General features: G+C 64.2%; 21 protein-coding genes. 13 read left to right on the top strand and 8 right to left on the bottom strand.

Annotated features, from left to right (window positions below; genetic code table 11):
- Position 1 precedes the first annotated feature (1 nt).
- Positions 2 to 2,083, top strand: a complete 2,082-nt coding sequence (locus IWX65_RS04950) for an AIPR family protein (RefSeq protein WP_196881312.1) — start codon at positions 2 to 4, stop codon at positions 2,081 to 2,083.
- Here the strand turns inward: IWX65_RS04950 and IWX65_RS04945 are convergent.
- The gene (locus IWX65_RS04945) at positions 2,073 to 3,527 is read right to left on the bottom strand and encodes a DNA cytosine methyltransferase (RefSeq protein WP_334683664.1); all 1,455 of its coding nucleotides are present in this window, start codon (positions 3,525 to 3,527) and stop codon (positions 2,073 to 2,075) included. The two genes, IWX65_RS04950 and IWX65_RS04945, sit on opposite strands and share 11 nt — an antisense overlap.
- Positions 3,528 to 3,717: 190 nt before the next feature.
- Between IWX65_RS04945 and IWX65_RS04940 the strand changes: the two genes are divergently transcribed.
- Together IWX65_RS04940 and IWX65_RS04935 are read left to right on the top strand one after the other, a co-directional pair.
- Positions 3,718 to 4,125 carry a very short patch repair endonuclease gene (locus IWX65_RS04940; protein WP_196881310.1) on the top strand — a complete coding sequence of 136 codons (408 nt, stop codon included), beginning with the start codon at positions 3,718 to 3,720 and terminating at the stop codon, positions 4,123 to 4,125.
- Positions 4,126 to 4,275: 150 nt separating this feature from the next.
- Complete coding sequence (locus IWX65_RS04935) at positions 4,276 to 6,114, top strand: hybrid sensor histidine kinase/response regulator transcription factor (protein ID WP_196881309.1); 1,839 nt, start codon at positions 4,276 to 4,278, stop codon at positions 6,112 to 6,114.
- 9 nt (positions 6,115 to 6,123) lie between these two features.
- Here IWX65_RS04935 and IWX65_RS04930 read toward each other — a convergent pair whose 3' ends face one another.
- Entirely contained in the window at positions 6,124 to 6,543 is a 420-nt protein-coding gene (locus IWX65_RS04930; RefSeq protein ID WP_196881308.1) for a GlcG/HbpS family heme-binding protein, read from the bottom strand.
- A gap of 180 nt (positions 6,544 to 6,723) precedes the next feature.
- Between IWX65_RS04930 and IWX65_RS04925 the strand changes: the two genes are divergently transcribed.
- From IWX65_RS04925 to IWX65_RS04885, 9 genes are all read left to right on the top strand, one after another.
- Entirely contained in the window at positions 6,724 to 7,587 is an 864-nt protein-coding gene (locus tag IWX65_RS04925; protein WP_196881307.1) for a class II fructose-bisphosphate aldolase, read from the top strand.
- A 2-nt stretch (positions 7,588 to 7,589) separates the two neighbouring features.
- Positions 7,590 to 8,408, top strand: coding sequence for an HAD-IA family hydrolase (locus tag IWX65_RS04920; protein ID WP_196881306.1), 819 nt, complete (start codon positions 7,590 to 7,592; stop codon positions 8,406 to 8,408).
- Entirely contained in the window at positions 8,405 to 9,037 is a 633-nt protein-coding gene (gene dhaL / locus IWX65_RS04915; RefSeq protein WP_196881305.1) for a dihydroxyacetone kinase subunit DhaL, read from the top strand. The genes IWX65_RS04920 and dhaL overlap by 4 nt, the downstream gene beginning before the upstream one ends.
- A gap of 43 nt (positions 9,038 to 9,080) precedes the next feature.
- Positions 9,081 to 10,076, top strand: a complete 996-nt coding sequence (dhaK, locus tag IWX65_RS04910) for a dihydroxyacetone kinase subunit DhaK (RefSeq protein WP_196881304.1) — start codon at positions 9,081 to 9,083, stop codon at positions 10,074 to 10,076.
- An 87-nt stretch (positions 10,077 to 10,163) separates the two neighbouring features.
- Positions 10,164 to 10,904 (top strand): hypothetical protein, encoded by a 741-nt coding sequence (locus IWX65_RS04905; protein WP_196881303.1) that lies wholly within the window; start codon positions 10,164 to 10,166, stop codon positions 10,902 to 10,904.
- 211 nt (positions 10,905 to 11,115) lie between these two features.
- Positions 11,116 to 11,361 (top strand): type II toxin-antitoxin system Phd/YefM family antitoxin, encoded by a 246-nt coding sequence (locus IWX65_RS04900; RefSeq protein WP_196881302.1) that lies wholly within the window; start codon positions 11,116 to 11,118, stop codon positions 11,359 to 11,361.
- A complete protein-coding gene (locus IWX65_RS04895; RefSeq protein WP_196881301.1) occupies positions 11,358 to 11,612 on the top strand; it encodes a Txe/YoeB family addiction module toxin in 255 nt (84 codons plus the stop codon). Before IWX65_RS04900 ends, IWX65_RS04895 begins: the two co-directional genes overlap by 4 nt.
- 162 nt (positions 11,613 to 11,774) lie before the next feature.
- The gene (locus tag IWX65_RS04890; RefSeq protein ID WP_196881300.1) at positions 11,775 to 12,791 is read left to right on the top strand and encodes a threonine ammonia-lyase; all 1,017 of its coding nucleotides are present in this window, start codon (positions 11,775 to 11,777) and stop codon (positions 12,789 to 12,791) included.
- Between the two features lie 127 nt (positions 12,792 to 12,918).
- Complete coding sequence (locus tag IWX65_RS04885; protein WP_196881299.1) at positions 12,919 to 14,355, top strand: GmrSD restriction endonuclease domain-containing protein; 1,437 nt, start codon at positions 12,919 to 12,921, stop codon at positions 14,353 to 14,355.
- Positions 14,356 to 14,484: 129 nt separating this feature from the next.
- Here IWX65_RS04885 and IWX65_RS04880 read toward each other — a convergent pair whose 3' ends face one another.
- A complete protein-coding gene (locus tag IWX65_RS04880; RefSeq protein WP_196881298.1) occupies positions 14,485 to 15,573 on the bottom strand; it encodes a hypothetical protein in 1,089 nt (362 codons plus the stop codon).
- An 11-nt stretch (positions 15,574 to 15,584) separates the two neighbouring features.
- On the opposite strand from IWX65_RS04880, the gene IWX65_RS04875 reads away from it, so the two are divergent.
- On the top strand, positions 15,585 to 16,334 hold the full coding sequence (locus IWX65_RS04875; protein ID WP_196881297.1) for a 3'-5' exonuclease: 750 nt from the start codon (positions 15,585 to 15,587) through the stop codon (positions 16,332 to 16,334).
- Positions 16,335 to 16,344: 10 nt separating this feature from the next.
- On the opposite strand, the gene IWX65_RS04870 is transcribed toward IWX65_RS04875, so the two are convergent.
- The 5 genes from IWX65_RS04870 to IWX65_RS04850 form a co-directional block, all read right to left on the bottom strand.
- Positions 16,345 to 17,211, bottom strand: a complete 867-nt coding sequence (locus IWX65_RS04870) for an ABC transporter permease (protein ID WP_196881296.1) — start codon at positions 17,209 to 17,211, stop codon at positions 16,345 to 16,347.
- 37 nt (positions 17,212 to 17,248) lie between these two features.
- On the bottom strand, positions 17,249 to 18,202 hold the full coding sequence (locus tag IWX65_RS04865) for an ABC transporter ATP-binding protein (protein ID WP_196881295.1): 954 nt from the start codon (positions 18,200 to 18,202) through the stop codon (positions 17,249 to 17,251).
- Positions 18,203 to 18,278: 76 nt separating this feature from the next.
- Entirely contained in the window at positions 18,279 to 19,445 is a 1,167-nt protein-coding gene (locus IWX65_RS04860; RefSeq protein ID WP_196881294.1) for a LolA family protein, read from the bottom strand.
- Between the two features lie 178 nt (positions 19,446 to 19,623).
- The gene (locus IWX65_RS04855) at positions 19,624 to 21,312 is read right to left on the bottom strand and encodes a nuclease-related domain-containing DEAD/DEAH box helicase (RefSeq protein ID WP_196881293.1); all 1,689 of its coding nucleotides are present in this window, start codon (positions 21,310 to 21,312) and stop codon (positions 19,624 to 19,626) included.
- A 59-nt stretch (positions 21,313 to 21,371) separates the two neighbouring features.
- On the bottom strand, positions 21,372 to 24,968 hold the full coding sequence (locus IWX65_RS04850) for a TM0106 family RecB-like putative nuclease (protein WP_196881292.1): 3,597 nt from the start codon (positions 24,966 to 24,968) through the stop codon (positions 21,372 to 21,374).
- Between the last annotated feature and the right edge of the window lie 51 nt (positions 24,969 to 25,019).

Raw genomic sequence — 25,019 nt, 5'->3', positions numbered from 1 at the left:
GATGGAACTTGACGACTACCGATCGAACCTGCTGTCCGCAGTTGGTTCGATTGCTGACGCCGACGGTGAGTTCCTCGCCACGGCTTTCACCCAGCGCTGCACGGAGATTCTGGCCGAGGCCGGCGAATTTGACGACGTAGTGACGTTGGACTTTGAAGGTGTGGGCGCCCGGCGCCGCAAACTGAGAGTTAACGGGTATGACCTTGAGAATGCCGACAATAGTGTCGCGCTTATCGTCACGGCCTACTCTGGGGGGAATGAGGCCGGTGTGCTCTCCTCGACGGATGCGAAGGCATACCTCAAGTCAGTGCAGAACTTCTTGGCCGATGCACGCGACAAATCATTTTTCGACGGACGGGAGGAAAGCTCAGCGGCGTTCCAGCTTGCCTATGATCTTTACAATCGAGCGGCGAACGTATCTAGGTACCGCATTTATCTCCTTACAGATGATAAGTTGAGCTCCCGTCTCCGGGAACTGCCGCCAGAGACAGAAAGCGGCATTCCGGTTGACCTGCACCTCTGGGACATTGAACGGTTTCACCAGTTGCAGGAGTCACAGTCCGGACGAGAGCCGCTTCTCATCGATCTTCGCCCTTGGACCGGAAACAATGGTCTACCGGCGCTTGAGGTAGAAGCAACAAGCGAGGTTAAGACGTATCTCGCATCCGTCCCAGGCAATCTGCTTGCTTCTCTCTATGGGAAGTTTGGCAGTCGACTGCTGGAGAGCAACGTGCGGTCGTACCTAACAAATAGGGGACGCGTAAACAAGGGTATCCGTGAAACCGTTTTCGCCTCGCCCGAACGCTTCATGGCGTTCAATAACGGCATCACCGCGACGGCCACGTCCGTGCAGACATCGGATGATTCCTCGTCTCTAGTCCTGATCGAGGATCTGCAAATTGTTAACGGGGGTCAGACGACCGCCTCGCTATTTTTCGTCCAGAAGGAATCGAAGACTAAAAGTGTCCTCGACAGCGTACACGTCCCGATGAAACTGGTTGTCATTGCCCCTGACCTGGCCAATGACCTGGTACCCAGCATTTCGAGATATGCAAATAGCCAGAATGCAGTGAGCGCGGCCGACTTCTTCTCCAACAGCCCATTTCACGTTCGTATTGAGGAGCTGTCCCGGCGGATACTGGCTCCGGCTGTGGCAGGCGCGACGTATGACACCAAGTGGTACTACGAGAGAACAAGGGGTCAGTACGAGAACGAGCGAAACAAATTGCCTGCCGCCTCTGCTGCCCGCTTCGATAAGCAATACCCTAAGCAACACAAGTTCGACAAGCCGGGGCTGGCCAAATACTTGATGTCTTGGGAGCAACGCCCTCACACGGTGAGCGCGGGGGCGCAAAAGAACTTTGTTGCTTTCGCTGACTTGATTGCGAAGAAGTGGGAAAAAGACGAATCCGCTTTCAACGAGACGTTTTTCAAGGAAGCAGTCGCCAAAGCACTGCTTTTCGACGCCATCCGCTCCCGCGTTATCAAGACTGACTGGTATCAGGAAGAACGTGCGTATCTTGCAAATATCGTCACCTACACCGTCGCAAAAATCGCACAGCTGGTCGAGACGCAGGGTCGGGGCCGCCTATTCGATTTTGAAGTGATTTGGAGGCGACAGGCGGTACCCGAGAGCGTGCTTAACGTTGCGGTTGAAATCGCCACCGCCGTTCAAAAGATTTTGACGAATGAGCAACGTCCCGTCAGGAACGTCACGGAATGGGCGAAGAAGGTCGATTGCTGGAACACTGTCGCCGCCTACTCGTTTATGCTGCCGGCTGAGTTCATGGCAGCTTTGGCTGACCCCTCTGCAGTAGCCGAGAAGAAGCGCAATGCTCGACAGACTCAGAAAATTGACAACGGAATCAACCAGCAGATGCGGTTGCTTGAGATCCCGGCTGAGCACTGGACTGAGCTTCGTGCCTTCGCGCTGAGCAACCGAGTGGGCAGCCCTACTGACATGGGCATTCTCGATTTGGTGACAGGTCGACGACCAGGGCTGCCATCTGAAAGACAGGCTGCGCGTCTTTTTGCCTTGGTAGGGGCAGCTAATGCTAAGGGATTCAGGACTTTTAGTCCCTAATCGCTGCCAACATCGATGCCACTACTTCGCCAACTTGCTTTGCCAGTAGCGGCGGAACGGCGTTTCCAACCTGGTGAAACTGCTGCGTCCTTGGGCCTTCAAAGAAGTAGTTATCCGGGAAGGTCTGAAGGCGCGCGGCTTCGCGGACAGTGAAGCTGCGCGCTTGATCGCGAGCTGGGTGGATGTAGTAGTGGCCGTCCTTTGAGATGTGCGAAGCGATTGTCGTGGAGGGCGCGTCCCATACTTGAACCCGGAAGCGGTCGGTGAAAGGGGTGCCCTCCTTCGACACATTGCTGTGTTCAGGGTGCAGGACGGCGGGTAGGTCCGTGTACTTAGGACTTTTACCCATCCTCTCGGCCATTGTTGCCATAACTCGGTACCTGGCAAGGTCAGAAACCATGTGAGGCCGGGGCTGGTGCTGACTCGGCACCGGCACCATGTCATCCCGTATCCAAATTCGGTATATAAGGTGGGCTGTGCTTCCTAGGACGTCACCAACAGGAACTGGCACAGACCCTAGCTCCGCAAGCTCCTGCAGCGCAGCCTGCTCTGCCACCGCCCAATCAACAGTAGCCTTCGGGACTCGCTTCGACGTCTGAGCGCGGACGGAAGGCAGATCCTCCAAAGCTGCACGAACCGTGACAGGCGTGTCTGCTCGAACGAGTACCTGACGAGGGATTAATGGAGCGACGTCCGATCGAACACCGAGGAGGATGACCCGATGCCGCTTCTGCGGCACCCCGTAGTCTTCAGCTTTGATGATGAAATCTGATGGCTTAAGTCTTTCCGGATCTTCATCGACGACCAGTGATCGAATCTCGTACGTCACGCCGCTCGGCAGGGCTCGGAGGTCGGCCATTATTGTTTGGAACATGCTGTCGTCGCCGTTTTTTGACGAGAGCAGGCCCTTAACGTTCTCCATAACGAAGATCGTCGGCTTGAACTCGTCGAGTATGTGGAGGTACTCGCGATACAGGAAGTGTTTGTGATCTGAAGCGAAGTTCGCGTCTCCTGTGCGTCTGGATCTGCCGGCAAGAGAGTATGCCTGGCATGGGGGCCCCCCAATTAGCACCCATGGTGCATTCGGTTTGTGTCGCAGAAGTCTCTCTCGGATCAGCGAATCTATTTGGGTTCTTGAGTCCTCGCCGAGTACTTCCCGGTGAACTTTGTCTCCTGACTCCATATAGGCTTCCCGAAAGGTTCCGTTGTAGATCTCCGCCCAAGTCTTGCGTCCCAAGATGTAATCGAAGTATCCCTCCAAACTTCTGCCTGCCCGGCTGAGATGCCGGTAGGTTTCACGGAGACGAAGTGTCTCGCAGGCATAGGCGTCCATCTCAAAAGATGCGGAGTTTGAAAACGCGTAGGACCCATCTGAGTTACGTACACTAGAGAAGCCTTCGTTGAGGCCGCCGGGGCCGGCGAAGAGGTCGATCAGGGGATACACTGCAGCCTTCCATGTTGTGACACTCCAAGATACCAGGGCGAAGCGCCCGGAGTTCGCCGTCGACGTGTATGTGGATATCGCGGGCAGGGCGTGAGCCGGAGGGCAGTCAGTTGCCGCTAATAGCGGTAAGTATTTTCTTCCACCTGCCATGACCGAAGCGACCCAGCAGGTTCATTCCTACAATGTCCCTATGACAGATCGCCTGACGCCGGAACAGCGGAGCGCGAACATGTCCAAGATTCGTGCCGCGAACACCAAGCCGGAGATGCAGGTTCGCCGCATGGTGCATCGGGAGGGGTATCGGTACGTGCTTTACGACAAACGGTTGCCGGGCACACCCGACCTTGTCTTTCCGGGGCGTCGGAAGGTGATCTTCGTTCACGGATGCTTCTGGCATCAGCACACCTGCCGGGCCGGTCAGTACACCCCGAAAACGAATGCGGAGTTTTGGTCAGCGAAGCGACAGCGAAACGTTGATCGGGACAATGAACAGCTCCAGAAGCTAGAAGAACTGGGCTGGAAAACCTACGTGGTCTGGGAGTGCAAGCTCAAGCAGCCGGATGAAGTGCTGGAGGAGCTCGCACTCTTCCTATCGTGAAGAAACTGGCTAATTTCGATGTAATAGCGACGAGCAAATATGCGGCGGGCGCTCTTCCCTAGAGCGCTGCTGAAGCACTCTGTACTCGACCCGTTATCCTAAAGGCCCGAGCGCAGCGCCGCGCCGGGTTGTCGCAGACAGGTGCCTCGCATGCAGCAGCTCTCCACGCCGGACCGCCCCCAGCAGCCGCACATCACCCCACGATCCGAACTCGACCGCATCACCGAACTGGCCGGCGACCTCGCCGGCCAGTTCGAGTTGGTCCCGCTCCTCGAACGCGTCCTCGGCCACGCCGTCGCCCTCCTTGGCTGCGAGAGCGGCTCCATCTCGATCGTGCACGAGACTGAGGGCTACTACCGCAAGGAAGTGGACCAGGGCGTCGGCTGCCACGAAGGTCAGACCTTCCCCCTGACCGAAGGCCTCACCGGAGAGATTGTAAAGCAACGCGGCACCGTGATCCTCGATCGCTACGCCTCCGTTCCCACCGGCCACATCCACCCGAGCGACCTCCGCTGGGGGAGTGCCGTCATCGGGGTTCCCATCTCTTGGGACGGCGCGATCATCGGCACCTTCGCCATCTTCAGCAACGGGCCCGGCCGGGCCTTCACTGCTGCCGAAGCGTCCCTCGTGGAACTCTTCGCCAACCACGCCGCCATCGCTATCATGAACTCCCGTCTCCACAACGCTGCCGCCACCAAGGAACGCGAAGCCGCCGTCGCCGGGGAACGCGAACGGGCGGTGCGGGACGTCCATGAAACCATCGGCCGCTCCCTCGGTTCCCTGCTCCTGCACCTCGACCGCGCTGACAAGGCCACCCCCGGTGGCTCGCCATCCACCCAGCACATCGACTCCGCCCGCGTCCTCGCACACGAAGCCCTCTTCGAAACCCGCCGCACGGTCCTCGGGCTCGGCCCCTCCAGCCTCGCCGGCAGCTCCCTCGAGGAAGCAGTCCGCAACGAACTCGACCGCGTGGAAGCCGTCTACCCCCTCGACGCCACGCTCTTGGTGGTCGGAGAACCCCAGGATCTCGCGCCCGAAGTGGCCCATCAGGTGTTCATGATCGTGCAGGAAGCAGTGGGCAACGTCGTCGTGCACGCCCACGCCACCACCTGCCGGGTGGGCATGTTCTACAACGCCACCGGAATTGCTGCCGTCATCGAGGATAACGGTCGCGGATTCGACGCCGCCGCGACGCGCGGAACGGAAGGGTCGCCGTCGTCGTCCGCCTGCCTGGGACTCCACGGGATGGCTGCCCGCGCCCACTACCTGCGCGGCGACCTCTCCGTCGACTCGACGCAGGGGTGGGGAACCAGCGTCCGCGCGGAAGTGCCCTACTCCGCCAACGGGGAAGTGTCCCGCGAGCGGTGGAAGGTGCTCGTCGCCTGCACCCAGCCGCTGGTGCGTGCAGGCCTGGTCCGCCTGCTCGAGACCTCCGAACCGTCCGTGCAGGTCATGGGGGAGCCGGGTAGCCTCGACGATCTCGTGGAATCGATATCGCTGCTGCAGCCGGACATGATCGTGCTCGACTGGCCGCTCCTCGAGCAGTACACCGCCGCGCAGCAAGAGGGACCGGAGGATGACTCCGTCGACCGACCCGTGGTGACCGTCGTCGACCAGCCCACGCTTGAGCAGCTGCGGCTGGCTGCGGCGTCGGGCGTGCGCGGGTTCCTCTCGCTCGAGTCGACGCCCGCCGAAGTGGCCCGCGTGGTGGTGGCCGCGGCCCGCGGCGATGCGCTGCTCGACGGCGCCGTCTTCACCCGGTTCACCGAGGCGACCGGCAACGCCGCCACCAAGGAAAGCTCGACCGTCCGCCTCACGGCCCGCGAACTCGAGGTCCGCGACCTGCTGATCGAAGGCCTGGCCGACAAGCAGATCGCCACCCGGCTCGCGATCTCGGTGAAGACCGTCGAGAAGCATGTGGGCGCGATGCTGCGGAAGACCGGTGCCCGGAATCGCACTATGCTGGTGGGCCTGCAGCACTCCGGCTAGTAGGTAGCGTCAGTAGGCGGCAGCGCCCGCCGTGGCGACCTCCTGGTCCTGCTCGATGGTGCCGGTGGAGACGCCGATGGCGCCCATGATGCTGCCGTCGCGCACCAGCGGAATGCCGCCGGGGAACACTGCGAGCCGGCCGCCGTGGGCATCACTCAGGCCGTAGATGGGCCCGTCCTGCCGGGTGACTCCCTGCAGATCGCCGGTCTCGCACTGGAACGCAATGGACGTGTAGGCCTTGTTGATCGCGATGGTGATACTGCCGATGTTGGCGCCGTCCATGCGGACATGCGCCTTGAGGTTCCCGCCGGCGTCGACGACGGCGATGTCCATCGGCTGGCCGATCTCGGTGGCCTTTGCGGCGGCGGCGTCGATGACGCGGCGCGCTTCCTCGGCGGTAATGGTTTCAAGTACTGATCCAGTAGCCATGGTGTCCTTCGTCGTTGAAGTGGGGGAGTGGGGCGGTGAACAGCCGCGCCCAACTCAACCACCGATGCCCGCCGCTGGCGAGGTGGTGATTACCCCCACGCCGAGGGGAGGGGTAACCCCCATACCGGCCCGCTTGCCGCCCGCCTACCGTGGGGAGGAGCCTAGCCAGGAGGATTTGTTGTGGGTGTTGTACCCCTGAAGGACATTGTTGATCCGGCATTCCAGGCGCGCTACGGCGTGCCCGCGATCAACATCTTCAATGACCTGACCATGGAGGCCGTGCTTGCTGGAGCCGTCGAGGCGAACTCCCCGGTGATCCTGCAGACCTCGGTGAAGACGGTGCGCAGCATCGGGTCCCGCGTGCTGTTCGATATGTGGCAGTCGATGACGCGCGGCATCGAGGTGCCCGTCACGCTGCACCTGGACCACTGCCCCGACCGCGCCGTGGTCACCGAATGCCTCAAGGCCGGCTGGAACTCGGTACTGTTCGACGCCTCCAACCTGCCCGTCGAGGAGAACCAGCGGCAGACCATCGACGTCGTTGCCGAAGCCCGAGGCTACGGCGCGCAGGTGGAGGGTGAGATCGAGGCGATCACCGGCGTCGAGGATGACCACGGGTCCGATGAGGTTTCCAAGCAGCAGAGCCTCGAAACGGCGCTCGCCTTTATCGACGCGACCGGCATCGACGTCTTCGCCCCCTCGATCGGCAATGCCCACGGCAGCTACAAGGCGGCACCCGTGCTCGACGTCGAACGCGTCACCCAGATCGTCGAGGCCCGCAACGTGCCGATCGCGCTGCACGGCGGTAGCGGCCTGAGCAACGAGCAGTTCGCGGACCTCATCGCCCGGGGCTGCGCGAAGGTCAACATTTCGACGGCGCTCAAGGAAACCTACATGCAGTCCAGCCTGGCGTTCCTGAAGCAGGCGGAGCAGAACAACAAGTGGGATCCGCCGTCGCTGTTCAAGCACACGCGCGGCGACATCCTCGCCATGGTCACCGACCTCTGCACGCAGTTCGGCAGCGCCGGCAAGGGCGGCCGCTGAGCATGCCCGCACTCATCTTCGACTGCGACGGCGTGCTCGCCGACACCGAACAGTACGGCCATCTGCCCGCGTTCAACCAGACCTTCGCCGACTTCGACGTTCCCGTGCAGTGGAGCGTGGAGGAGTATGCCGTGAAGGTGAAGATCGGCGGCGGCAAGGAGCGCATGCGCAGTATCCTCACTCCGGCGCTCGCGTTGCAGCTGGGCCTGAAGGATGACGACGCGATCGACGCCGCGATTCTCTCCTGGCACAAGCGGAAGACCGAGGTCTACAAGGGGCTGGTGGAGAGCGGCGTGATGCCGGCCCGGCCTGGTATCGCCCGAATTGTGCGGGAAGCCTCCGACGCCGGCTGGACCCTCGCCGTCGCGTCGACCTCCGCAGAACCGGCCGTCCGCGCTGTGCTCACGCACGCTGTCGGGGACGCGTTGGCGTCGCAGTTCTCCGTGTTCGCCGGTGATGTGGTGCCCGCCAAGAAGCCTGCCCCGGACATCTACCTGCTGGCGTTGAAGGACCTCGGGGTGTCGCCGGAGGACGCGATCGTCGTCGAGGACAGCGGCAACGGGCTGCGCGCCGCCGTCGCCGCCGGAATTCGCATCGTGGTGACTGTCAGTGGCTTCACCCGCGAGGAGGACTTCACGGGCGCATCCCTCGTGGTCAGCTCCCTCGGCGACCCGAACGGCGAGCAGGCCGAGGTCCTCGAAAATCCGCACGGCACGGACGTTCCCGGCGTCGTCACCCTCGCCACGCTGCAGGACCTGCTGACTCATCCCGGACCCGGCGCTGCGGGCTCCGCGCCAACCACCGATACGGAGACGCCATGACCGCCACCGACCTCGCCGACGTCGAATTCGTTGTGCATTCCCTCGCATCCACGGCTGTGGAGAAGGAGAAAGAGTTCGGGGACCTCGACGCCGTGGTGGGCGACGGCGACCTCGGTTACTCCCTGGCCCGCGGCTTCGAGAAGGTGCTGGCGGATTGGGATTCCCTGAAGCGCGACGATGTCGCCACCTTCCTCCAGCAGATAGCACTCGCCATCTCCAGCAGGATCGGCGGGACGTCGGGGCCCCTGTGGGGAACGGCGTTCCTTCGAGCCTCGGCCGCCGCGAAGACCGTGGACACCATCGATGGGACCGCCGTCGTCACCATGCTGCGAGCAGCAACCGACGGCATTAAGGCGCGCGGCAACGCCGACCTCGGCGACAAGACCCTGCTCGACGCCCTCATCCCCGCCACCGATGAGCTCGAACGGCAGCTCGCAGCCGGTGCTTCGCCGGAGGAATGCCGTGCAGCCTTCGCCGCGAAGACCCGCGAGTGCGCGGATGGCACATCAGTGCTCGAGGCGAAGCGCGGCCGCGCCAGCTACAGCGGGGAACGCAGCATCGGTTCGCCGGATGCCGGTGCGGTGGCGGTAGCCATCATCATCGAACGTATCGTGGCCGACTGGCCCTGATCGCTTACCTACCCATCCCAACTCACAACGACGTGGAGCCTCCATGAAGAAGTTCGTCAATGATCCGCAGCAGTTCGTCCCGGAGATGCTCGAGGGCCTGGCGCTCGCGAACCCGGACACCCTGAAGTACGTGCCCGAGTACAACCTGATCATGCGTGCCGATGGTCCCGACCAGAACAAGGTGTCCATCGTGCAGGGCTCCGGGTCCGGGCACGAGCCGGCGCACGTGATGATCGTGGGCAAGGGCATGCTCGATGCCGCCTGCCCGGGCGACGTCTTCGCCGCGCCTCCGTTCGACTACGTGTACGAAACGACGAAGCTCATGGCCTCGCCGAAGGGCGTGCTGTTGCTGGTGAACAACTACACGGGCGACAAGATGGTGTTCGAGATGGCGCAGGAGATGTCCTCGGCCGACGGCATCGAGGTCAAGACGCTGTTCATCAACGACGACGTGTCCGTGGAGGACTCCACCTACACCATCGGACGGCGCGGGGTGGCGGGCAACTTCTTCGTCATCAAGGCCGTCGCGGCTGCGGCCGAGCGCGGGGCGGACCTCGACGAGGTCATCCGCATCGGCGAGAAGGTGAACTCGGTGACCCGCACCATGGGCGTGGCGCTCACCGCCTGCACACCTCCGGCGAAGGGGAGCCCGCTGTTCGAGCTGGGGGCGGATGAGATCGAGATGGGTGTCGGTATCCACGGTGAGCCGGGGCGGCGCAGGGCGAAGATGATGCCGGCGAACGAGATTGTCGAGGAGCTGCTCGCTCCGGTGGTGAAGGACCTGCCGTTCGGTGACGGCGACCGGGTGGCGCTCATGGTCAACGGGCTCGGTGGGACCCCGATCAGTGAGCTGTACCTGCTGTACGGGCAGGCGCACAAGCGTCTCGCTGAGCAGGGCATCACCGTGGGCCGCAGTTATGTGGGGGAGTACTGCACATCGCTGGACATGGCCGGGGCATCGATCACCCTGGTGAAGCTCGATGAGGAGATCGAGTCGCTGCTGATGGATCCTGCGGAGATTCCCATCCGGACGTTCTAGACGTTCGATGCGCGACGGCGGGCCCGGCACCTTTGGGTGGCGGGCCCGCCGTCATACTTTGTGGTGTGTTGGGGGGAGGATCGAGTCATGGAACATGACGCCCTGCCACCATCGATGATCGCGCGGCTCCTGGAAGAGATCTCGTGGGAGAAAGCAGTCAAGTACCGGCGCGGTGGCCGAGGAATGGAGAACGTCCTCACGGCGGAAGTGCTGATCGGACTGGACCTCCTGCCACGAGTTCACTTCTTTGCGCATGTCGTGAAGTCCTGCTCGGGCGCTGTCGAGGCCCGGGGGAAGTTGGTCGAGCACGTTGAGTCAGTCGAAATGTCCTTGCTGCCCGGCGATATGTCTGTGAATCCGGCTGGAGGGGCGGCGAATAAGTTCATCGTGCAGCCTGACGCGGTCATCCTGTCGCCGAACGTCTTCACTTTCGTCGAGGCGAAGCGCATCAAGACCAGCGCCTTCCAACCCGAACAGCTCGCCCAGGAGTATGTGGTGCTCATAAATAATGCTGGTGAGTGCACGCCGCTGTTGTTCCTTCTCGGCGTCCAGCCGCCCGTGTCGGTCAAGGGGCTCGGCAAGATGTCCCTCCACGATGCGATAGAGCTGCATCTTCCAGCTGTCCTTGAGCGGGCGGGCGGCATCGGGGTTTCGAAGGAAGATCTGATGTCCAGGGTCGACGATGTCGTGCGCTGGATTTCGTGGGACACCCTGGCCTCCTCGGTGAGAACCCAGATGGCGTCATTCTCTTGTGGGGACTCCAGTACTGATGCTGCTGTCCAGCGGCTGGGAAACCAGGTGACGAGTGCGATTAATTGGCACTCCTAGGGCGTTCTCCGTTCGGACCACGGGTTCCAGCGGCACTGTACGCGGCTTCGGCCAAGAGTTCGGGTGAGTCGTCTGGCCGTCTTTGCACGGGGCGCCAGCAGGATTGCTGACGAGATGAGGGTTTGGGATGGTAGGTCAATCGATGAGGGTAGAAACTCGGCCGTGGGCCTGATAGCAGTACCATATGTAGTACAACTATGGAGGGCTGGTCATGGCTATCACAGCATCCGAGGCACGTGCGCGACTGTTCCCGCTCATCGAGCAGGTCAACAACGATCATGTGCCCGTGGAGATAATCTCGAAGAAAGGCAGTGCGGTGCTGATGTCCCTCGCCGATTTCGAAGCTCTCGAGGAAACGGCATACCTGCTACGGACACCCGCCAACGCCGCACACTTGCTTGAAAGCATTGCGCAGCACAGAGCCGGGACGGCAATTGAGCGGCCTTTGGCGGAATGAACATTGCCTCCACGCTCAACGGCTGGGATGACTACCAGTACTGGATCAAGAACGACAAAGCCCTGGTGAAGCGGATCAATGTACTCATCAACGAGTGCCTCCGGACACCTTTCGAAGGAATCGGCAAGCCGGAGGCACTCAAGCACCAATTGGCCGGCTACTGGTCACGACGCATCACCGAGGAACACCGACTCGTTTACGCGGTCGAAGACGAACAAATCGTAATCATCGCGGCTAGGCACCACTACTAGTACTACAGCCGATGCCAGAACGGACTCGACGACGACATACTCGGGCGAGGTGCGGTAGCGATCGTCGGTCGTGGCGGCGTTCTCTGCCGCTTGCCGTGGCGCTGTGGCGCCGCGGCTCCGGAAGACGCAACTTCTTGGGGATACGCCCTCTAGGATCGCAGTATGGAGACTCGACGAGGCGTTTCAGAACACAATCCGCAGCTGGTCACCCTTGAGGACATCACCGTCGCCGCAGGGCGCATCCAGGACCTGGTTCTGCGCACACCGCTCATTGCGCTGCCACACCCGCAGCGGCCCGACGAGGTGCTGCACTGCAAGGCTGAATCGCTGCAGCCCACCGGTGCCTTCAAGCTCCGCGGTGCCTACAACACCATCGCCCAGGTGCTCGACCAGGCACGGGAGAACGGCGTCGTCGCGCAGTCCTCGGGCAACCACGCCCGTGCCGTCGCCTGGCTGGCACACCGGCTGGACCTGCACGCCGTCATCGTGATGCCTGACGTGACACCGCCGGCGAAGATCGCCGCCGTGCGCGCCCTCGGTGCGGAGGTGGAACTCGTGCCCGCAGCGCAGCGGGACATTCGGGCCGCGGAGTTGGCCGCCGACCGCGGCTACGTCCATGTACCCCCGTACGACGACCTTCGGATCATTGCCGGACAGGGAACGGTTGGCCTGGAGCTGTTGGAGCAGCTGCCCGGCGTCGACGTCGTCCTGGTTCCCGTCTCTGGAGGCGGACTGATCTCCGGAATCTCGACGGCGGTGAAGGCTTTGAGCCCGACGACGCGGGTCATCGGCGTCGAGCCTGAACTCGCGGCCGACGCAGCTCAAAGCCTCAGCGAAGGACGCCGGGTTTCCTGGGAACCTGAGCTGACGTACCGCACGGTTGCTGATGGGCTGCGAACTCCTGCTCTGGGCGTGCATCCGTGGGAGCACGTCCAGCGGTATGTCGATGACATCGTCACCGTATCGGAGAAGCAGATCTATGCGGCGATGCGGCATCTGGCCTTGTCCGGGCGACTTGTGGCTGAACCGTCCGGGGCCGTTGCGGCAGCGGCCTGGATGCATGATCTTGTTCCAGTCGACGGCACTGTTGCCGCCGTCGTCTCGGGGGGATCAGTGGAGCCGTCGCTCCTGGCCTCAGTTCTGCAGCAGGGAGAACCAAGCGAAGTTTTATCGAGGTAGCGGCGCGGTCGGTGGTGTGGGCGCAGGGTGATTGTTCACATACGACGTCGGGCCTTGAACGCAGCAGTGCGCGGTGTTACTCGGTGCGTTATATGCTTCGGTCACAATCACTAGTGCTGGGGCCTTGATGAATTCTTCGCAATATCCGCCTGTCCGAAACTCCGAGTCCTCGACGGGGCGGCCGAAGGCGAAGCTTTCCACGCCGATTGTGGGCGGCTTCGGATTGTTCCTCATCGTCATTGGTCTGATCACCAGTGGAATCAGCGGCGCGATCGTCATGGCGGCGCTGTTCGCGCTCCTGACAGGTCTCTACACCGTGCTGACGAACCGTCCGTCGTGGGCACGGCTCGCCGGCCGGAAGATGGGGCTCGTCACCGTCGGGGCCAGCGTTGTGGCCCTCATTGTCGGCGGCTTGATCGCTCCGCCCACGGACGACACAGTGCCGGCTGCTTTGGCCGAACAGGAGACGCGGGCAACCGTCGAGCCTTCGAAGAGTGCTTCGCCGTCGCCCACTGCAACACCGAAGCCGAGCGCGTCTCCTTCCGCCTCGCCGACCAGGACTGCGACGCCATCGGCCACCCCGGATGCCGCTCCCGCCGACGTCGATGAAGTCGTTGATATTGCGGGCGATCCGGCCGCACCGCAAAGCCAGCCCGCCTACGACACCACCGCACTCGCCCTCCTCGAAACGCTGCCTATCAAGGGCCGCGCCCCGAAGACGGGTTACGACCGCGACCAGTTCGGCCAGGCCTGGGCCGACGTCGACCACAACGGCTGCGATACCCGGAACGACATGCTGAATAGGGATCTCACGGAGATTGTCCATGCGAACTCCGTTCCCTGCAAGGTTCAGGCAGGCGTGCTGGATGACCCGTACACGGGAACGACGATCCCCTTCCTTCGGGGGCAAGAGACCAGCATCGAAGTCCAGATCGACCACATCGTGGCCCTCTCCGACGCCTGGCAGAAGGGTGCACAGCAACTTACTTTCGACCAGCGGCTTGCCTTCGCGAACGACCCACTCAACCTGCAGTCCACCGATGGACCAATCAACGGACAGAAGGGCGACGGCGACGCCGCCACCTGGCTCCCGCCGAACACGTCCTTCCGCTGCGAATACGTCGCCCGGCAAATCTCTGTCAAAGCGACCTACACCCTGTGGGTGACTCAGGCCGAGCGCGATGCGATGGTCCGGGTTCTGTCTGATTGCGACGGCTACCTGGCCCCGACCAATCAGAGTGCGCCCGTGGCAGCACCAACGGAAGAGCCGGCTCCAGCTCCGGCACCTGCGCCAGCCCCCGCACCTGCGCCAGCTCCGGCTCCAGCTCCGGCACCTGCGCCAGCCCCCGCACCTGCGCCAGCCCCCGCACCTGCGCCAGCCCCCGCACCTGCGCCAGCTCCGGCACCGGCGCCTGTCGCTCCCGTGCCGGCTCCACCTGCCCCTGCTGCCTACTACGCAAACTGCACAGCGGCCCGGGCCGCCGGTGCTGCGCCCGTCATCATCGGCCAGCCAGGATATGGAACACATCTTGATCGCGACGGCGACGGCAGGGGCTGTGAGTAGTTACGTCGCCAGGAGGAAGGCATAGCGACGGAGTCGGTTGAGTAGCGGCTCCACCGGGAAAGAAGGAAGGACGGCAAACCGCCCACGAGCGGACGTCATCGTGTTGGTGCCGTAATCGGCAAGAAACCGTCAGCGGCTCACGAGTTCGAAGGGTGAGGACGCAGCTCCGCTCCAACGGAACAGGTCGAGGACTGCGGTCTGCCGCGTTCCGCCCTCCTGCAGGACGCGACCCTGCGTGGCGATGTAGAAGTAGCCATTGCCGAGGGACTCGAGTCCGACGTCGGCGGTGAAGTTCCAGCCGCGGATGCCGGTCGCCTCGTGCTTGAGGCCCTGTTGGAGGAGTGGTAGGAGCAGGCCTTCCTCCGTGGTCTGCTGGCCCGAGATGACGCCGCGTCGGGGAGTGGCTGATCCGTCGATGGCGAACAGCGAGTAGTTGGGAAATTGTTGTTTTTTGCCCTTGTAGACGCCGAGGAGCCAGTTGCCCGTGTGCGGGTCATACTTTAGGTTCTGCACGCCGTAGGTGGTGTTGCCCGTGTAGACGAAGTACTTGCCGTCGTCGCTGGCCGGTCCGCTCGTGTGGGGCGCGGATTGGGTAAGTGGCTGCTCGTAACTGCTCCAGCGCGTCGCGTCGTACTGCAGGATCACCTGATGGTCGTTGTCGCTGCGTTCAGTGTCGGAGTAGATGCCGTAAGCGACGGACAGCATCTGCCTGCCGTTCTGCCTGCCGAAGGCGGGGCCGAAGGAGACGCCGTCGATCCCGCTGCTGCCGTACCTGTGGTTCGGGGTATCGGCCGTGAAGTCCCGGGCCACCTCCTCAAGATAGACAGTGGTGACGATGCCGTCCTTCTCGGCATTCATGTCCATCCCGTTGATCCGATCACCGTCGAAAATGGCGATGTAGAAAGAATTAGCTGCCTTGTATTCGAGCGATCCGTAAACGCGACCGTCCTCCTCGTTGAAGGCGAGATCGCCGAGGTGTCCGGTGATCCCGGTGACGGTGCCGAGGACGTTGCCGTCGAGATCGGTCTTCACGAGCATCGAGGTGAAGGAGTAGTAGACAACTTCCTTCCTCGGATCGACGGCGATGCCCTGGATGTGTCCGGCGGCCCAGGCTCCGCCATCGATGGTCTGCGGGAAGTCGACGACGGAGGGCTTGGTAGTACCCCGAAGCAGATAGGGGGACAACAGGACGGCGATGGCTTGGATCAGCGGTTTCACAAACGCTCCTCATGCGACAGCGGTGGCCGGTTCCCACGATGCTGGGGCAGGGTCACGGCATCGTGGCCGTTGTCCGACGGGGAGTTGAACATTCCGAGAAAGGCGTCCTTCGGGAGGTAAGCTCCGGAGGGTTGCTCCGCCGGGCGACGCCGGTCAGCTCAGGGGGAACAGTGCAGGGTCTCAACTTCACCGCGATCGATTTCGAGACCGCGAACAGCAAACGCGGGTCGGCCTGCGCGGTCGGTCTGGCGAAGGTGCAGGGCGGGAGCGTGGTCGAGACACAGTCTTGGCTCATTCGGCCGCCCGTCGCCGTAAGCCACTTCGATTCCAGGAACATCGCGGTGCACGGCATCCGGGCGAGCGACGTCACGGGTGCCGCCAACTGGGAAGCAAGCCTGCGCCGCATCCTCGACTTCGTGGAAACCGACGTCCTCGTTGCCCATAACGCTTCCTTCGACCGCTCCGTTCTCCGCGGCGCGTGCTCAGAATCCGGACTTCAGGTGCCGGACCTGACTTTCCACTGCTCCCTGAATCTCGCGCGTCGTCTGCTCAACCTCGAAGTGAACAAGCTGCCCTTCGTGGCCAGAGCACTCGGACTGGGTGCATTCAAGCACCACGACGCCGGCAATGACGCGGAGGTCTGCGCACAGGCGGTTGTCGCGATGGCGCGCGCTCAGGCGCTCCACTCCCTCGATCTCCTGTGGCCGGCAGTCCGGTCCTCGTCGACAGCGGGATCGCATCGCTACCGCCGCGGGAAGTAGGCCCGGTGCATCAGCTCAGGATGTCCTTCGTGCTGAACCGGCCGTACGCCAGCGACCCGAACACCGCGATGTAGCCGAACTGCAGCAGCGCGTTGTCCCCGAACGAACCCCACGCGATCGGCTGCCGCAGGAAGTCCCCGAACCCGAGCCAATAGTGCGTGAACAGCCAGGGGTGCAGCCACTCCAGTTGGGGCAGCGCACCGAGGATCTGCGAGACTGCCGCAAGCGCCGCCGTCGCCGCCATTGCCCCCACCGGAACCGTGGTAAGCGTCGAAATGAAGAGCCCGATCGCGCTGAGTCCCATCAGCGACATCGTCACGTAGCCGGCAAGCAGCAGCAGCCTACCGAAGTAGCCGCCGATTCCGATGGTGTCCCCGGACAGCAGCGTCACCGGCCCGATCGGGAACAGTGCCGCACCGATCAGTGCACCCACGGTGACGATGACGAGCGCGGCGACCAGACAGAACAGTGCCGCGCCCGCGTACTTCACGAGCAGCAGCCGGATGCGTCCGGCGGGCGCCACCAGTAGGTAGCGGAGGGTGCCGAGATTCGCCTCACCGGCAATGGTGTCCCCGGCAACGACGCCGACGGTCAGCGGCAGGAACAGCGGAATGGACACCGTTAGCGCCGTGAGCGAGACGAACAAGCCGTTCTGCGTGATGCTGTCGAGGAAGGCGGGCCCGCGGCCAGGGCTCGGTCCGTCGGAGGACAGGCGGATGACCACAGCGATGAGCACGGGGATCGCGGCGAGAGCCACCAGCATCGCCCAGGTACGACGACGTCGGAAGAGTACTCCGATCTCGGAGGCGAGCAGTGCCCACCCGGCGAAGGGACGGGCCGCATTGGCGCCGTCGTCCGCTCGTTCCGCGACAGGCATAGCGGCCGGCGCCTCGGCCGGCGCGTGGTGCACCGATTCAGCCGGCAACGTCGAACCCCTCTCCGGTCAGGGCCACGAAGCGTTCCTCAAGGGAGGCACCGCTGATCGAAAATCCACGGACGCGGACTTCGGCGTGGACGAGCGCCGCGTTGACCGTTTCCGCCTGAAGGTCGGGACGGGTGAGGTCGGCGGTGACGACGTCGTCCTGTCCGCCGTCCTCGGGCGTGAGCCCCAGCCCGGTAAGGACGCGGCGGGCGGCGCCGGGATCAGGGGTGAGGACGCGCACGCGGGCGGTGCCCTGGGCACGCAGCTCGTCGAGCGTGCCCTGGGCCACGAGGCGTCCGGCGCTCATGACCGCGATCTCGGTGCACATCTGCTCCACCTCGGCGAGGAGGTGGCTGGAAACGAAGACGGTGGTGCCGCCGTCGGCCAGCGAGCGGATCAGGCTGCGCACCTCGCGCGTTCCCTGCGGGTCGAGGCCGTTGCTCGGTTCGTCGAGGATGAGCAAGTCGCGCGGGGTGAGGAGTGCGTTGGCGATGCCGAGGCGCTGCTTCATGCCGAGTGAGTAGGCGTGGGCGGGTTTGCGGGCTGCGTGGCTGAGTCCCACGCGGTCGAGGGCGGCGTCCACGCGCCGGTTGCGGGTGGCGGGGGAGGTGTGGCGGTCGGCGGAGTCGAACCGCTGCAGGTTCGCGCGTCCAGACAGGAAGGGGTAGATGGCGGGCCCTTCGACGAGGGCGCCGACGCGGGGGAGGACGTCGCGGGAGGACGTCGGCATCGCACCGCCGAGCAGTTGGATCTCGCCGCTCGATGCCGAGGCGAGCCCGAGCAGCATGCGGATGGTCGTCGTCTTGCCCGAACCGTTCGGCCCTAGAAAGCCGAAGACCGAGCCACTCGGGACCCTCAGGCCGACGTCGTCGACCGCACGCTGGCGGCCGAACGTCTTGGTAAGCCCGCGGGTCTCGATCGCGAGTTCGCCGGCAGCAAAGCTCACCTGGCGGACTGCGGACGACGGCGGCCCACATGCGCCGTCGATCGGGTGATTCGAGCCTGGGTCGCTATCGGCTCGGTCACTGCTGCGCGGCTGCGATCAGCTGGTCGGCGCTGACGGCACCTGCGAGGACGCGTCCGTCGTCGGTGATCAGCACGGACACCAGGGCTGTCTCCAGGACGCGGCCGCCGTCGACCTGCGTCAGCGCCTGTTCGAGGAGGGCCTGGGCTTCGGCTGAGTCTCCACCGCGTGAGCTGTCCACCGAACCGGCGTCGTCGCCCGCATCCATGTCTCCGTCCAACAGGCCTGACGCAGATCCTGCGGGGAGAACGACGATCGTGCTCCAGCCCTCACCGAGAACGATCGGCTTGCGATCCGCGTACCCGGCGTCACTGTGCATCGGTGCGTCACCGTGTTGCGGCGCGGCGAATGTGTCGTCGTGTTCCTCGATGGGCACTTCGGTCACCGTGGCTTCGGGCGGGGGAGTGAACTCGAACAGGCTGTCCGCCGGCTCATTGAAGTCGATGCTGGAGAACTCGACCGAGAAAGCCGGGACCTCCTGGCCTTCCGCAGCGATAGTGAAGCCGAGGGGCAAACCGGTCTCGGCATCTACGGTCAGCGACACGGCTCCGACGAGGGTGTCCTCGGCTCTGGGAGTTAGGACCAGCTCGTAGGCGTCCCGGCCGGCGACGCGCGCATTGTCTCCCACCGTGACCTCCGTGGAGGAGTCGATGATGGCGAGGAACTTCTCGGCGAGGGCTGCGGGGGTGTGTGCTGAGCTGGGGATCGAGTGCGCAGGCGATTCCTCATGCTCGGGAAGGACGGCGTGCGTCGCTTCCTTGGCCCGCGAGTCGTAGAGCCAGACCTCGTCGTCGTTCACGATGACGTCACGCTGCGCCAGCTGATCCATCACCTGGAGGCGGGCCTTGTCCGTGCCGTCGATGTGGACCTGGGCGGTATGTGAACCGGTGAGCAGTTCCAGGGCGGCCGAAGTGCCATCGGTGCCGCCACCGCTGTGCGGGGACGTCATTCCCTGGAGCTCGGGAAGGCCGAGTTCGGAGGACTGCTCAAGGGTGCCGGAATAGGCACTGTCGGAGCTCTCGGCGACCAGTTCCAGCAGTTCCTGGGCGGTCTTGTCCGGAAGCTGCGGGCTGGCGCCCGCGGTGGTGGGACCGGCGATCGTCGCGGTGAGGATGACCGCCGGAACAATGCCGGCGGGAAGCCATCGCAGCCACTTCTTGTTCATGGTTCTTGCCTTCCGGAGGAATCCTGCCCAGCGCTGGTATCAACGGTACTCCTGCTAGCTGGGAGGAATCTTGGGATTCACCCGCTGAGGTGGCCATAGGATAAGCGGCCAACAACCTGTCCCTTACCATCGGTTAGGCGCGCAACCGATGGTAAGGGACAGTGCACGACGGCGCCAATCAGGGTAAGGACGGAGTCGACGGCTCCCAGTGTTCGGCTCCCGCGAAAGCCTGCGCGAACTCCGGGCCGCCCGCATCGCTCAGGAGCGCCGAGTCCCCGACGACGACGAGCAGACAGCGTGCGCGTGACAGCCCGACGTACAGCTGCTCGGCAGCGCGGTCCTGCTCCTTGAACCCGTCGACGCAGAGGACGACCACGGACCGTTCAAGGCCCTTGAAGCCCAGCACATGACCGTAGAACTCGGCTTCGTTGGCATGGAAGTCGCGCCAGTATTCCTGGGTGGCATCCCGATCGAAGTAGTCCTGGTGCACCGGATGCCGGTGCCGGGTAGTGAGCAACGCGATCTGGTTGCTCTCCCACCCCTCCACGATCAGGGCGTCCATGCAGTCGCCGGCGACATCGGCTGCGTCCTCGGTGGCGCATTCGACGCGGCGAACCGGCAGCCCTGTTCCACCGCGCGGCGTGAAGTGTTCACCGGCGAAGACCTTGAAGGTGTCGGCAATTCGACGGGTGTTGCGGAGGTTGTCGTCGATATGGATGGGCACCAGGTCAGCCGTGGGACCGTGAACGAGGTCAGCGGTTGCTCCACCCCAGCGGCGATACACGTCCTGCCGGTCGTCCATGAAGGCATACACCTGTCCGGCGGAGGGATCCTTCAGGCAGGCGAGCAGCGCCTCCCACCACAGCGGGGCGAAGTCCTGTGCTTCGTCCACGATCACGGCGTCGAACTTCTGCCCGTATTCCAGACCGGCCGCCTTCTGCTGGAGCAGCCGCGGCATTTCCTCGTCGAAGTAGGTCTGTCCGCTGCCGTCGGGAACCCCGAGGGAACGGACGTACTCATGGAATTCACCGGTGAAGGCGGGTTTGGCGGAACGCCAGGTGCCCACCTGATTCTGCAGGTGCTGGCCGAGGCCCTTGTTGTAGCAGAAGAGCCCGACGCGCAGGCCCTGCCTGGTCAGTTGGCGCGCCTTCTCCACGGCCAGCCAGGTCTTTCCGCTGCCCGCTCCGCCGGTGAACCGGATGCGGGGGAGTGCGCGGGTCGAGGTCAGCAGCACCTTCTGGCGTTCCGTCAGGTGATTCTGCGCATCTTCGAGCTCGCGCGGGTTCAGGTCGGGATTCGTCGCGGGTTCGAGGTGGCCCTCGAGCCGGGCGGTGATGCGGTGCAGATACGCCGGCGCCAGTGAGGATGCACCGCCGCCCTCGGTCTCGATGGCGGAACGGATCTTCTCGGCGGGCGACTGCAAATCACCCGAATCGAGGATGAGGGAACGCGGACAGCCGGAGAGCGTCCAGTCGGCCGGCACCGTTGTGTACGGCAGGCAGACCAGGTAGGCGAAGCGACTGGTCAGGGCTGTGCCGATCTGGTTCCCGATCCAGGACTTGAACGCGTGCAGCGAACCCTGCGACTGGGCAACCGGACTCTGGATGTTGTGCCGGCCGCTCCGATCGGACTGGTACCACTGCCCACGCTCGATCCCCACCTGCCCGCCCTTCACTTCAATGGCGGCGAGACCGACACCTGGCCAGAGAACGAGCAGGTCGATCTCGTGCTCAGCGCTGCCATTCCGGACCTGCACCGAATGGGCCAGTATGACGTCGTCGGGCAGGCATGCGCGGAGCTTTTCCCAAACGGCGCGTTCCGCCGCGTGACCGTCTCCAAAGTCCGGTTCCTCCGGGATGCAGTACATATGATTCCCCTTCGATGCTGGCGCCGCGTTCCTGCGGAGTGAGGTGGTTTACGGGCGATTCAGGCCTGGACGGTACCCAGCCCGATGAACGCGCCCAGCTCCTCCAGGCTCGAGGGGCGGGTCGGCATGTAGTTGGTCAGTTCCCGCGAACGAATGACGACGGCGCGCCACTGACCGCGCGAGATGGCGACGTTGATGCGGTTGCGGTTCAGAAGAAAGTCCATGCCGCGTGGCGCTTCCGACACCGCCGAGCAGGCCATGGAGACGAGCACCACCGGCGCCTCCTGTCCCTGGAACTTGTCCACCGTCCCGACCCGGACGTCAGAAAGGTCAGCCTCCTCGAGCGCGTTGCGGATTTTCTGCACCTGGGCGTTGTAGGCAGCGACCACCAAGAGGTCGGTCTGGACGAGGGGACGGGCGGGCTTGCCTCCGCCGGGGTGCCAGGTCAATCCAAGGTGTTTCTGCGCCTGCTCGACGACCTCCGCGGCTTCCTCCTCGGACGCAACCGCGTTCCCGGTGTGATCGACGAGGACGACGTCGACTCCCGCCGGCACTCCGGCCAGTTGCCGGTCAGCAGCTACGGGCGCGGATTCGAGCTTGCCGTCGTAGCTCAGGCGGGACACGACATCGCAGAGTTCCGGATGCATGCGCCAGGAGTCGGCCAGAAAGTAACCCAGTTCCGCAGGGAGGGTGGCATGGCCGGCAGATAACCAGCCCAGCGCCGATTCGTCCACCGGCTCGGGGTGCGAGCCCTGGGTCACCTGCGGCAACTGCTGGGGGTCGCCCAGCAGCAGGAGGCGTTTCGCGGCCCGGGAGACGGCGAGCGTGTGGGCGAGCGAGTACTGGCCGGCTTCGTCGATCACCAGGAGATCTAGCGAGTCCGGCGGGACGTGCTTGCCGGTCAGCACCCACGCGGTGCCGCCGATGAGGCATCCGTCGTCGCCCGCGAGCAGGGTGCCGATGCCGGTGTCCGAGGTATGAACCCATGGAACGTCGTGCGGCGTCGCCAGTTTCTTGGCGACGCACTGCGGATCAACACCTGATGCGATGGCGGTTCGGAGGAGATTCTCGACGACGGCATGTGACTGCCCCACCACCCCGACCTTCCACCCTCTGGCGACGAGCCGGGCGATGACGTGCGAGCCGACATAGGTCTTCCCCGTTCCGGGTGGCCCCTGGATCGCGAGGTAGGAGCGGTCGAGATTCAGGACGGCCTCGGTGATGGCCGAGATGTAGTCGGGCTGACCGGCGTCGTCGTGCACGACGGCGGGGAGCGCGTCCAGGGTTGCCAACCGCGGGCTGGACTTGCAGAGGATGTCGAGGCCGGGATGGGAGGGCAGGGACGGCACGCTCGCGCCGACGGTGCTCGCGAGTTCAGCAAGGGCCGCTTCGATGCTCACGGTGCGGAGCGGCTTGTCCGGCGTCAGGGCGAAGGGCAACTGGGCGTAGGGCGGGATTCTTCCCGTGGACTTCTCCGTGATCGTGATCAGGGTCCTGCCGGGCAGTTCCGGGTCGGCTTCGACCAACTCGACGACCGTTTCGAAGCAGCCACCGCGTGACAGGGGATCACCGGCCAGATCCTCCATCCCTTCGGGCACAGGAGCGCTGAACATGCGGAACCATCTGGAGCCCGGGCGGAAGTCGGAGCCTTCACCCATGGTGCCGCGCAACGTCACGACCCGGGACTCCAACTTTCCCGTGGGCGTAGCTTTGGCCCATTCCTTCACCACCGTTCCGGATTCGACGAGGAAGACGTCCCGTTTCTCGGCCCAGCTGTCTCCGTCCGAACCGAGCCGGTCGAAGTGCTCCCACCAGAACTGCTTCCGCTCACGGCGGTGATAGCCGGTGGCGGCGGCCACCATCGCGATCGCCTGTTCCTCCGGAGTCAGCGCTCGATCCGCGGGGAGTTGGGCGAGGAACTCCCGGAGACGGACTTCTTCCGGGGTTGGTTCATCCGGTGCCTTCGCCTCCGGACCGTCATCCCCACCCTCATCGGGCGGTCGGCGCTCGGTTCCCGACGCCGTCGTTCCCTTGGCGCTGCCCAGCTGCAGGAGCCAGTCGCGCAGACGCAGCGTGGAGAGACAGTCGTACTCGTTGTAGTCGGCGATGGAAGCGAGGATGGACGCGGCCTCTGCGGAGTCACCGTCGTCCCGTGCCGCGCAGTACTTGGCGTAGGCGACGACGGAGGCGCCGGCGTCGGTGACGTCCCCGGAGCGGGGATGATCCCCCATGTAGAGGGGCTCCAGCTCCTTGAGGGAATAGGACGCTGCGGAAACGCGGAGGGAGTGCCGCACCGTGGCGTAGAGGTCCACGAGGAGTCCGGTGCGGAGCCAATGGTCGACGATGTCCTCACCGGCGGCGTGGCGGAGCGAGAGGTTTCGGAGCGCTGTCTTCTCGTAGGGCGCGTAGTGATAGACGTGCATGTCGGGGTGGGCGGCCCGGCGCTTCTCGACGTACTCCAGGAATTCGAGGAAGACCTGCCGCTCGGCAGCGCGGGAGTGGGCCCAGAACGGCCGGAAGGCGGGCACTGACCCCTGCTCCGGTGCTTCGATCACTCCGAAAAGGTATTCGAGCCCCCAGGTTCGGGTGGCCGGGTCCTGCCAGAGAGGGTCCCCTTCGAAGTCGAAGAAGATGTCTCCGGGGCTTGAACCGGGAATGGTCGCCAGCGTGTGATCAGCGAGCACCTTGTAGCTGAGGGTGTGCTCGATGTCGTTCTTGAGGAACGTGCGGGAGCCGTCCGTTTCCCCGGAGTCCGTCTGCATCCGGGCCTGGTCCCTCAACCGTACGAGGGGGCCTTTGGCTCTGCCGTCGGGCAGCTGGGCGAGTGCATCGATCGTGGTGATGCCATCCTTCAGCAACTTCTTCCGCTGCGCACCGGTCATTCCCGCGACCATCAACAGGTCACGATGGTCCACCACCTGTCCGGCGCAGTAGTCACAACGGCCGCAGGAAGTGATCCCCGCCTGTTGCCACTGGACCGGTGCATCCTCGGCGCGGTGTTCGGCGGTCAGTGCGCGGAACCGGTCTCGTCGCTCGCGGTAGACCGGCAGGAGGTCGGTCAGGGAATGGACGCTGCGCTCGAGGTTACCCAGGACGAGGGTGACGTGGGGAGCGGGATCGAATCCAAGTTGCACGAGTTGGTCGCCGTAGGCGGCCAGCTGCAGCAGGGCTCCTACCTTGGCGTGCCGGGCCAGTTTGGTGTCCCAGACGGCGTACCGCCCGGCTGCTTCCTCGCCGGGCGATTGCTTGACGAGGAAATCCGCGTAACCGAGGAACTCACCATCGAAGAACGTCGCCTGGAAGACGACGTCGGCGCCCGCGGCGAGGGCCCGGGCGGTCTCCTCGTGCTTGGTGGCCAGACCTTCGCGGTCCAGGGTTCCGCGGTCCACCTGGTAGACGCCGGTCGCCCGGTCCGCATCCCACGGCCCGTACTGCGTGATCAGATCCCCGAGGACCTTGTTCTCATGGATGTCGCCGAGCGCGCCCGCACGCAGCTGCATCTCGTCGTCGTTGAACGTGGCCTTGGGGAAGCGGCCCAGCTTCTCATCGAGGATCCGCAGGGTGCGGTATTCGCACTCGCTGGCAGCGACCAGATCCGTCGCGGAGAAGATCAGGTCCTTCGGCGTTCCGGGCGTGAGCGGGTCGAGCAGGAACATCGTGCCCCCAGGAGCAACGTTGGCGCTGGGCGGATCCCGGGCGCTGGTTCG

Source organism: Arthrobacter sp. CAN_A214 (genome assembly GCF_015751955.1).
GTDB lineage: Bacteria > Actinomycetota > Actinomycetes > Actinomycetales > Micrococcaceae > Arthrobacter_D.
Note: the sequence above shows the minus strand (reverse complement) of the source record. Positions and strands in the feature narration are given on the sequence as shown.